Source organism: Desulfovibrio sp. SGI.102 (genome assembly GCF_050314315.1).
Classification (GTDB): domain Bacteria; phylum Desulfobacterota; class Desulfovibrionia; order Desulfovibrionales; family Desulfovibrionaceae; genus Desulfovibrio.
Genome location: NZ_JBNPNC010000070.1, coordinates 1 through 9,815 on the forward strand (window position 1 = coordinate 1; position 9,815 = coordinate 9,815).

General features: G+C 67.2%; 8 protein-coding genes. 1 reads left to right on the forward strand and 7 read right to left on the reverse strand.

The window, feature by feature from the left end; genetic code table 11:
* The 7 genes from ACQRCJ_RS11195 to ACQRCJ_RS11225 all read right to left on the reverse strand — a co-directional run.
* Positions 1-786 (reverse strand): 4Fe-4S dicluster domain-containing protein (locus tag ACQRCJ_RS11195; RefSeq protein ID WP_427799820.1); only part of this gene is annotated, 786 nt, incomplete at its 3' end.
* Between the two features lie 14 nt (positions 787-800).
* Positions 801-2,363: a hydrogenase gene (locus tag ACQRCJ_RS11200; RefSeq protein WP_427799821.1), complete on the reverse strand. Its 1,563-nt coding sequence runs from the start codon at positions 2,361-2,363 to the stop codon at positions 801-803.
* Between the two features lie 3 nt (positions 2,364-2,366).
* Positions 2,367-3,902: a proton-conducting transporter membrane subunit gene (locus ACQRCJ_RS11205; protein WP_168935550.1), complete on the reverse strand. Its 1,536-nt coding sequence runs from the start codon at positions 3,900-3,902 to the stop codon at positions 2,367-2,369.
* Positions 3,903-3,911: 9 nt separating this feature from the next.
* The gene (locus ACQRCJ_RS11210) at positions 3,912-4,532 is read right to left on the reverse strand and encodes a hydrogenase-4 component E (RefSeq protein WP_168935549.1); all 621 of its coding nucleotides are present in this window, start codon (positions 4,530-4,532) and stop codon (positions 3,912-3,914) included.
* Between the two features lie 3 nt (positions 4,533-4,535).
* Positions 4,536-5,468 (reverse strand): respiratory chain complex I subunit 1 family protein, encoded by a 933-nt coding sequence (locus ACQRCJ_RS11215; RefSeq protein WP_006008038.1) that lies wholly within the window; start codon positions 5,466-5,468, stop codon positions 4,536-4,538.
* Positions 5,465-7,477, reverse strand: coding sequence for a proton-conducting transporter membrane subunit (locus ACQRCJ_RS11220; protein WP_300644327.1), 2,013 nt, complete (start codon positions 7,475-7,477; stop codon positions 5,465-5,467). Before ACQRCJ_RS11220 ends, ACQRCJ_RS11215 begins: the two co-directional genes overlap by 4 nt.
* A 325-nt stretch (positions 7,478-7,802) precedes the next feature.
* The gene (locus tag ACQRCJ_RS11225) at positions 7,803-8,759 is read right to left on the reverse strand and encodes a UDP-glucuronic acid decarboxylase family protein (protein ID WP_168935547.1); all 957 of its coding nucleotides are present in this window, start codon (positions 8,757-8,759) and stop codon (positions 7,803-7,805) included.
* A 227-nt stretch (positions 8,760-8,986) separates the two neighbouring features.
* On the opposite strand from ACQRCJ_RS11225, the gene ACQRCJ_RS11230 reads away from it, so the two are divergent.
* A complete protein-coding gene (locus ACQRCJ_RS11230) occupies positions 8,987-9,808 on the forward strand; it encodes a TatD family hydrolase (protein ID WP_303876129.1) in 822 nt (273 codons plus the stop codon).
* Positions 9,809-9,815: the final 7 nt, after the last annotated feature.

The window sequence follows — 9,815 nt, forward strand, 5'->3', positions numbered from 1 at the left end:
TTTTTCCGACTTGAGGCGCAGCAGGCCGTCGAGGATGCTCCAGGGGCTGGGCGGGCAGCCGGGCACGAAGAGCTGCACGTCGCACAGGGGCGGCAGACCGCCGCAGCATTCGTCGCTGTCGGCGAAGAGGCCGCCGGAGATGGCGCAGGAGCCCACGGCGATGGCGATGCGCGGCTCGGGCACGGCGGCCCAAGTGGCCAGCACGGCTTCGCGCATGTTGCGGCTCACGGGGCCGGTGACCAGGATGCCGTCGGCATGACGGGGCGAGGCCACGAAGTTGATGCCGAACTTGCCCAGGTCGTAGACCAGGGTGCCCAGCACGTTGGTGTCGGCTTCACAGGCGTTGCAGCCAGCGGCGCTGATCTCGCGCAGCTTGAGCGAGCGGGAGAACAGGCCGTTGCAGGCCTTGGGCTTGTGCAGGGGCCGGGGCTGGGCCGTGACGATGAGGTCTTCACGGGCAAAGGCGGCTACGCGATAGTCCTTGGTGAAGCGGATCAGGCCATCGCCGCGTGCCGCGGTACAGGCACGGGCACAGGCACCGCAGAACAGGCAGCGCCCCATATCCAGGGCGATGCCGTCGGTCTCTCCGGCGGGGCCGGGTTCGGCGGGCGAGAGCTTGCGCAGGGCCCCGGTGGGGCAGACGTCGAGGCAGGCGCGGCAGGAGCCGCAGTCCCCGGCCGCGATCTCGGGGCGTCCCATGTAGCGGGGCGAAAGGCCCGGCGCCTTGCGGGGGAAATCCAGCGTCCTGTATTTCTGGTGCAGGCGTTCCTTGAAGATGTCCAGCATGTCAGTCCTCCTGCCTACAGGTCGTGGCCGCAATAGGAAAGGTTGAAGCTCTTGTTGCAGAGCGGGAAGTCGGAGATCTGTTCGCCGCGCAGGGCCATCTCCAGACCGCTCCAGTTGTGCCACGAAGGATCATAGATCTTGTAGACGCCGAAGCGGCCTTCCGCATCCGTGACGGCCACATGGCACAGCTCGCCGCGCCAGCCTTCCACCTGGGCCACGGCCAGCATGCCGCCGGGCAGGGTATCGGGCATGGGCGCACGCCAGAGGGCGGTATCACTTTCGCCCTCGCGGAGCTTCTCCTCCTCGCCCAGACGGGCCAGATGCTGGAGGTCGGCTTCCACCAGACGCACGGAATCGGCCACTTCCAGACGGCGCACCGTGGCGCGGCCCAGCACGTCGCCGCCCTGGGCGATGCGGATGTCGGTATCTTCCAGCGGCAGGCGGGAAAGGGGCGCATGGCGCCGGGCATCGCGCGGCAGGCCGCAGGCACGCGCGGCCACGCCCACCATGCCGAAGTCCTCGGCGGTGCGCAGGCTGACACAGCCCGTGCCGGTCAGACGGTCCAGCACGCTGGGCGAGGCGAACATCACGTCCACGGCGCCCTTGACGTCACGCCAGCCCGCACGCAGGCGATCCAGCAGACCGCGGCAGGCAGCGGGGTCCAGATCCCAGTTGACGCCGCCGGGGCAGACCAGGCCGCGCCCGAAGCGGTTGCCGCAGATCTCGGCGGTCATGTTGAGGAAGTCGCCGCGGATGCGGCCGTTCCAGGACGAGGTGGGCAAAAAGCCCGTATCGCCCGCGATGGCGCCCAGGTCGCCGGTGTGGTTGGCCAGGCGTTCGAACTCCAGGCCCATGCGCCGCAGCAGCTGGGCGCGCAGCGGCACGCTGACGCCCGCCAGACGCTCCAGCACCACGCTGTAGGCCGTGCAGTGGCCCACGCTGGTGTCCCCGGCCACGCATTCCATGAGCGCGGCATCACGCAGGTGCGGGCCGCCGGCCAGCATCTTTTCCACGCCGCGGTGCTGGAAGCCCAGGCTGATCTCCAGATTGAGCACGTTCTCGCCGTAGCACTGGAAGCGGAAGTGACCGGGTTCGATGATGCCCGCATGCACGGGGCCCACGGCCACTTCGTGGACCTGGCCGCCTTCCACGCGGTAGTGGTCGCACTGGGCCGGGCCGGGACGTTCCGCGCCCGAGGCGGGCGTGGTGTAGCGCACGGGCTTGAGCCAGGGGTGGCCCTCGGGCACGATGCCCCAGGCCTCGCAGACTTCACGCTCGAAGCGCTGGAGCTGCGGGCATTCCTGGCTCATGGACGCATAGCGTTCCAGCGGCAGGCAGCGGGAGGCCCACAGTTCCTGCCGCTGGTCATGGGCCATGACGCAGCACAGGCCGGCGGCGGCCGTATTGCCCGCCACCAGCGCCAGTTCGCCCTGGGCGTACAGGGCCCGGGGCAGGCCAAAGAAGGCCAGCACGCGCCAGCCGTGCGCCACCTGCGTCAGGATGGCGGCCCGCAGGGAGGCCGCGTCAAGACAGGGGATGTCGGCCAGTCTGGCCGGGGAAGCATAGGAAAAACGCATGGTCTAGCCTCCAATGAGGGCCGCGCTGGCGCGCAGCAGCTTTTCGACGCCGTCGGGCATCCAGAAACCCAGCAGCAGCACGCACAGGCCCAGGGCCATGGGCGGCAGCACGCTCAGGGCGGACTCACGCGGGCACTCGGGCATGTCGGTGGGGCGGGTGCCCTGGAACATGCGCAGCACGGCCACGGACATGCCCACGAAGATGATGGCCAGGGCCAGCATGTACAGGGCGGCCACCAGCCACTGGCCCTGCTGCAGGATGCCCTTGAGGATCAGGAACTCGCTGACGAACAGGCCGAACGGCGGCGAGCCCACGATGGCCAGGAAGCCGCCCATCCACAGGGCGCCGGTGACGGGCATGGTCCAGCGCAGGCCGTGCACGTCGTAGCTGGAATAGGTGTGGTAGCGGGCCAGGATGTTGCCGGCCAGCAGGAAGAGCATGCACTTGGTCAGCGAATGGCACATGGCGTGCAGCATGCCGCCGAAGGCCGCGGCGCCGCCCAGGCCCACGGCCAGGGCCAGGATGCCCATGTGCTCCACGCTGGAGTAGGCCAGCATGCGCTTGTAGTGGCCCTGTCCCACGATGAAGATGGCGGCCACGAACATGGAGACCAGGCCGAAGAAGACCAGCAGCGTGCCGCTGAACCCGCCCAGGCCCGCGCCCAGCATGATCTGATGTCCGCGGAGGATGCCCAGGAAGGCACAGTTGAGCAGGGCGCCGGACAGCAGGGCCGAGACCAGCGAGGGGGCCTGGCTGTGGGCGTCGGGCAGCCAGTTGTGCAGGGGCGCCAGGCCCATTTTGGTGCCGTAGCCCACCAGCAGGAAGATGAAGGCCGCCTTGAGCCAGGGCAGATAGGTCGCCGCGCTCTGGGGCGCATCCAGCACGGCCAGGGCTTCGGCGCGCTGCCGGGCCAGATGGCGGAAGGCCTCCACCTGATCCATGCTCTCCACCGGCGGCACGCCGGGCTCGTAGAAGGCCACGGAAAGCAGGATGTTGCCCAGCAGGGCCAGGGCGATGCCCACGGAACAGATGATGAGGTATTTCCAGGTGGCTTCCAGCGACTGCTTGTGGCGGTGGAAGTAGATCAGGGGCGCGCTGGACAGGGTGGTGATCTCGATGCCCACCCACAGGGCGCCCAGATGGCGCGTGGTGGTGACCAGCGTCATGGCCGAGAGGAAGAAGCACAGACAGGCCGTGAAGCGGCGTTCCGGAGCATTGGTGAAGGCCCGGCCGTCCAGGATGCTGGTGCGTTCGGTGATCAGGGCCTCGTCGCGCAGATAGCCCACGCCGTAGACCGAGGCCACCAGGAAGAGCACGCTGGCCAGCACGAGGAAGAGCGTGCCCAGCGCGTCAGGCGCCAGCAGACCGGCCAGGGCCTGCGGATGCAGGCCGCCGCTCACGTCGGCAGCCAGTTTGACGGAAAGGGCCGTGTGCAGCACGGCCGTGAGCAAGAGCAGGCCGCGGCAGACGGTGGTATTGCCCAGCAGCAGCATGAGCAGTCCGGCGCACAGGGGCGCAAACAGCAGACATTCCAGCATGGTCGCCCCCTAGTCGCGCAGGTCGTGGAAGCCCACGTCGATGGATTCGAACGTGTGGCTGATGTGGTTGATGGCGATGCCCATGACGAAGACCGCCACGAAGATATCCAGCAGCAGGGTCAGCTCGAACCAGACGGCACCGGCCGTCATGAGCGGGATGCCCAGCAGGAAGATGCCGTTTTCGGCCACCAGATAGCCCATGACCTGCGAGAGCGCCGTGGCACGGCCCACCACCAGCAGAAGGCCGCAGAACAGCGTGGTCAGGCCGGCGGGCAGGAGCAGGGGCGGGAAAAGGCCGGGCGTCATGGGCAGGCGGCCTTCCAGCCAGAGCGAGAAGACCAGGCAGGCCAGACCGGTGAGCACGGCCAGGCCAAAGCCCAGACGGGGCTTGATGTGCGGATTGGCACCGATCTGGCGCCGGGTGCGGTGCAGCAGCCAGGGCAGCAGGCCGCCCTTGATGAGCAGCACGGCCACGGCCAGCAGGGCATGGTCATGGATGAGCAGCAGGCCGCCCAGCAGGATGCCCTGCGCGGTCACCAGATTGATGAGCGTGCGCAGGCGGCCCATGCCCAGCAGGGCCAGGTTGTTGAGCGTCAGCAGGAAGAGGAAGAACTGGAAAAGAGCGCTCATGATTTACCTCACCTGGGTCAGGATCAGGGCCAGGGCCGAAAGCACGGCCGCGCCGCCCAGCAGCACGGGCACCTTCTGCATGCGCAGACGGGCCATGACGGATTCCACGATGCCCACCAGCACGGCCACGGCAAAGATGCAGGCCAGCCAGCACAGGCTCTGCTGCCACAGGGGCAGGTCGGGCACCAGGATGCCCGCGGGCAGGGCCGCGAAGAACCACAGCTTGAGGGCCGCGCCGTACTCGATGAAGGAGAGGCTGGGGCCGGAGTGGTCCAGGATCATGACCTCGTGGATCATGGTCAGTTCCAGATGGGTGGTGGGGTCATCCACGGGGATGCGGCTGTTCTCCACCAGCAGCAGCACGAAGAAGACCACCGGCACCAGCAGCAGCTCGGCACGTCCCAGCAGCCATTCGTGGGCCGGACGGCCGCCCAGCATGCCGGACAGGGAAAGCGCATCGTGCATGCCCAGGGTGGAACCTACGCCCACCAGGGTCAGCAGGCAGAGGAAGAGCACCGGCTCGGACAGGGCCGAGAAGGCGGCCTCGCGGCTGGCGCCCATGCCTTCAAAGGACGAACCGGTATCCAGGGCGGCCAGCATGGTCAAAAAGCGGCCCAGGCCCAGCAGGTAGGCGGCCAGCAAAAAGTCGCCGGAAAAACGCAGCGGCGAGGCCATGCCGCCCAGGGGCAGCAGGGCAAGGGCGCAGAGCACCGTGGCCAGGCCCACCACCGGACCCAGGGTGAAGACAGGCGTGGTCACCTGGCTGATGACCTCGCCCTTGCGCAGGCCCTTGAAGATGTCGAAGTACAATTGCAGCACAGGCTTGCCGTGCCTGCCTGCCACCTTGGCCTTGATACGGGCTATGATGCCCGGCAGCAGCGGCGCCAGCAGCAGGGCCAGCGCATACTGGAAACAGTAGAAGGCGAGATCGCTCATGCGTGCAGCCCCCAGGCCAGCAACGCCACCAGCGTGGCGAGGATGTAAAGGATATAGAGATGGATCTTGCCGTGTTGCAGGATCTTGCACATGTTGCAGAGCTTTTCCACGCCTTCGAACAGCGGCGTGAACAGGCCCGTACGCAGACGGTCAGGGGCGGAGATGGCCACGGACGCCTTGCCGGGGAAGTAATGGGCATCCAGCTCCTGATGCACCTTCAGGCCCATGGCGCCGCCGAAGATGCGGCCCAGCGGCTCGGAGAAGGAAGCGTCCGTGTACTGCACGCGCGGGGTCCCGTACTGGTAGCCGCAGCCCCAGGTCTCCTCACGGCGCAGGCGGCCGGCGATGCAGACCTTGCGCAGCAGCCACAGGGCGGCCACCAAGGCCAGCAGCACCATGCCCACCAGCGAGACCGTGCCCAGCATGTCGGCCACACGCAGCATGACCTGCTGCCCGGCTACCGGATCGGGCAGGGGCGCGTTGACCGTGCTGATGAGCCAGCGGAAGCAGTGGCCGGAAGCCAGGCCGCCGGCCACGCAGAGGAAGGCCGGGATGGCCAGGGGCCAGAGATCGCGGGGACGGGGGCGGTGGGCCTCTTCCACACAGCGGCTGCGCGGCGCGCCCAGGAAGGTGATGCCGTAGGCCTTGGCATAGGTGGCGGCGGCCAGCCCGGAGACCAGGCCCAGCACCACCAGCGCCATGAGCAGACCCAGCTGCTGTTCCACGCCGGGCAGGCTGGAGCCGTCCAGCAGGGAAAGGGCCAGTACGAACTCACCGGCAAAGCCGTTGAAGGGCGGGAAGCAGGCGATGGAGACCGCGCCGATGCCGAAGGCCGCGCCCACCAGGGGCATGCGCTGCTGCAGGCCGCCCAGCAGTTCCATGCGCACGGTGCCGGTGGCGTGCAGCACTTCACCGGCGGTGAGGAAGAGCAGGCCCTTGAAAGCCGAGTGGTTGAGCATGTGGAACATGGCACCGGCCAGACCCAGGGTCCCGATCCAGCTGTTGCCGCTGTGGCTGCCGATGAGCCAGGCGCCCACGCCCATGAGCATGAGGCCCATGTTCTCCACGCTGGAGTAGGCCAGCAGGCGCTTGAGGTTGCTCTGGGCCAGAGCCTTGAGGATGCCCATCAGCGCCGTGCCCAGCCCCAGGAACAGGGTCAGCCAGCCCCACCAGGCCGGGGCGGCGCTCAGGGGGGCCACGAATTCGCAGCTGCGGATGATGCCGTACAGACCGGCGTTGATCATGGCGCCGGAGAGCAGGGCCGAGATGTGGCTGGGCGCGGCCGGGTGGGCCTCGGGCAGCCAGACGTGCATGGGCGCGATGCCGGCCTTGGCGCCGAAGCCCAGCAGGGACAGCACGAACAGGACCGAGGCCAGCGGCACCACGGGGCCTTCCTTGAGGGCCAGGGTCGCAAAGGCCGTATCGCCCGAGTTCTGCCAGAGCAGGCCGAAGAAGGCCAGCAGCAGCACGGCACCCAGGTGGGCGGCCACCAGATAGACCCACGAAGCGTCGCGTACGTTGCGGTCGCTGTCGTTGAAGTCGATGAGGAAGAAGGGCGACAGGGACATGACTTCCCAGGCCAGCAGGAAGAGCACGGCGTCACGGGCCATCATGACCACGGCCATGCCCAGCACCAGCAGCAGATAGAAGAGCCAGTGGGCGGCCAGGTTATGTTCGCTGGCGCGGGTATGGCGCAGCGAGATGCCCCCGGCACAGGCACAGACGAAGCCCAGGCCGAAGACCGGCAGCAGGAAGACGCGGGAAAGGGCGTCCAGCCCCAGACTCAGACCGCCCACAGGCAGGCCCCAGGCCTGGGTCCACAGCAGGCTGCCTGTCCAGCTGTCCGTGAACAGGCCCGCCATGCCCAGGGCACAGCCGCAGGCGGCCCCCAGAGGGCCGAACAGGTCGGCCAGCCGGGTCGTGGCGGGCGTGGGGCGGGCAAAGGCCAGCAGCCCCAGACCGGCGGCGCTGACCGCCAGTACACACAGAGCCAGTAAAATCAGAAACATGAGCACACTCCGATATTCAGACCGTCAAAGTACACGATGCGGCCCTGCCGTGGGCAGGACCGCATCTGTGAAAACTTTTCTGGCGGCATGGTCCGAGCGCTCCTTCCCCGGAGACTTGCAGCGCCCATGCCGGACGGACAGACGGACTCCCTGTCCGTCAAGGGTTATGGTTGCGCGTCCGTACCGGCCGGTACGGATCCCCCTGCGTCGCCTTCCCCGGGCGGCGCATCCATATATGAATTCGACCGGAGCGGGGGCGGCGGCGCGCTGCATGCGCAAAGGCGGCTGCGTGCTCGCCGCTATCCCCTGTTCCGGACACGGACATCTAGGCCAGACCCTTGCGGATCTGCTCGTCGAAATAGGCGATGGTCTTTTTCAGGCCTTCTTCCAGCTGGACCTTGGGCTCCCAGCCCAGGACCTCGCGGGCCAGGCTGATGTCGGGACGGCGCTGTTTGGGGTCGTCGCCGGGCAGGGGCTCGCAGATCAGCCTGGAGCTGCTGTTGGTGAGTTCGATGACCTTTTCGGCCAGCTCGCGGATGGTGAACTCGCCGGGATTGCCCATGTTCACGGGGCCGGTGAAGTCGTCGGGCGTGGCCATGAGGCGGCACATGCATTCCACCAGGTCATCCACATAGCAGAAGGAGCGGGTCTGGCTGCCGTCGCCGTAGATGGTGATGGGTTCGCCCTTCAGGGCCTGCACGATGAAGTTGGAGACCACACGGCCGTCGTTGGGATGCATCTTGGGACCGTAGGTGTTGAAGATACGGCCCACCTTGATGTTCACATTGTTCTGGCGGCGGTAGGAGAAGAACAGGGCCTCGGCGCAGCGCTTGCCTTCGTCATAGCAGGAGCGGATGCCGTTGGGGTTCACATGGCCCCAGTAGCTCTCGGGCTGCGGATGCACGTCGGGGTCGCCGTAGACCTCGCTGGTGGAGGCCTGGAAGATGCGCGCTTTCAGGCGCTTGGCCAGACCCAGCATGTTGATGGCACCGTGGACGCAGGTCTTGATGGTCTGCACGGGGTCGTGCTGGTAGTGGACGGGCGAGGCCGGGCAGGCCAGGTTGTAGATCTCGTCCACTTCCACGAACAGGGGGAAGGTCACGTCATGGCGCAGCAGTTCGAAGCGCTTGTTGTCCATGAGCTCTTCCACATTGGAGCGGGCGCTGGAAAAGAAATTGTCCACGCACAGGACTTCGTGCCCCTCGTCCAGCAGACGCGCGCACAGATGCGAGCCCAGAAAACCCGAACCACCAGTGACAAGAACCCGTTTTCGCAAATGCATGATAGCCTCTCAACGTAAAATGACCAATAGGCGCAGAGAGTGTACGCCCTTGTCCCGGGACTGGCAATGCCTGAAACGGGGCTTTTTCGCGGCGGGGCAGGGGCTTGCGTCCCGTGTCTGCCCCTGCTAGAAGCCATGCCAGACGGACGCCCTGCCGGGGATGGGGCGGTGCCCGTCCACGGGGCAGTGCTGCCCGCATCCCGCATCCTCTCCATCCCGGATCCGCCATGAGCCACAAGAAAGTTGAACGTATCGATCCCCTGACCCAGGCCCTGCCCTGCGTGGGCTGCGACAGCCACGCCCATCTGGACGGCGAGGAATTCGACGCCGACCGCGAAGAGGTGCTGGCCCGCGCCCGTGCCGCCGGTGTGGCCACCATCGGCAACATCTTCCTCGATCCTGACCGCTGGCGCCGTCGCCGCGGCTATTTCGATGCACATCCCGAGGTCTTTTTCGTGCTGGGCATCCATCCCTGTGACGGACAGCAGTGCACGCCCGAAGTCCTTGCGGACATCCGTGAAGCCTTTGCCGTGGATGACCGCCTGCGCGCCGTGGGCGAGATCGGGCTCGATTTCTACTGGGACGACTGCCCCAAGGAGATCCAGTACCAGGTCCTGCACGATCAGCTGCAACTGGCCCGCGAGCTGGAAAAGCCTGTGGTCATCCATTGCCGCAACGCCGAGGCCGAGACCCTCATGACTCTCGAAGCCCGCGGTTTTGTCGGCTATCCGCTGCTCTGGCACTGCTTTGGCGGCGATGCCGACATGGCCCGGCGCATCATCCGCAACGGCTGGCACATCTCCATCCCCGGACCGGTCAGCTACCCGGCCAACAAGGCTGTGCGCGAGGCCCTGGCCGTCATCCCTGACGACCGCCTGCTGCTGGAGACCGACAGCCCCTACCTTTCGCCCGTGCCCTGGCGCGGCAAGCGCAACGAGCCTGCCTTCACGGTCTTCACCGTACGCCATATGGCGGCCGCCCGCGGCATGGAGCCCGAAGAGCTCTGGCAGCTCTGCGGCGACAATGCCCGAAGATTCTTCGGCGTATAGCAGGCCC

Excerpts from the sequence above, each read along its gene's own strand:
- ACQRCJ_RS11200 (WP_427799821.1), bottom strand. The coding sequence starts at position 2,363 with ATGCGTTTTTCCTATGCTTCCCCGGCCAGACTGGCCGACATCCCCTGT.
- ACQRCJ_RS11205 (WP_168935550.1), bottom strand. The coding sequence starts at position 3,902 with ATGCTGGAATGTCTGCTGTTTGCGCCCCTGTGCGCCGGACTGCTCATG.
- ACQRCJ_RS11210 (WP_168935549.1), bottom strand. The coding sequence starts at position 4,532 with ATGAGCGCTCTTTTCCAGTTCTTCCTCTTCCTGCTGACGCTCAACAAC.
- ACQRCJ_RS11215 (WP_006008038.1), bottom strand. The coding sequence starts at position 5,468 with ATGAGCGATCTCGCCTTCTACTGTTTCCAGTATGCGCTGGCCCTGCTG.
- ACQRCJ_RS11220 (WP_300644327.1), bottom strand. The coding sequence starts at position 7,477 with ATGTTTCTGATTTTACTGGCTCTGTGTGTACTGGCGGTCAGCGCCGCC.
- ACQRCJ_RS11225 (WP_168935547.1), bottom strand. The coding sequence starts at position 8,759 with ATGCATTTGCGAAAACGGGTTCTTGTCACTGGTGGTTCGGGTTTTCTG.
- ACQRCJ_RS11230 (WP_303876129.1), top strand. The coding sequence starts at position 8,987 with ATGAGCCACAAGAAAGTTGAACGTATCGATCCCCTGACCCAGGCCCTG.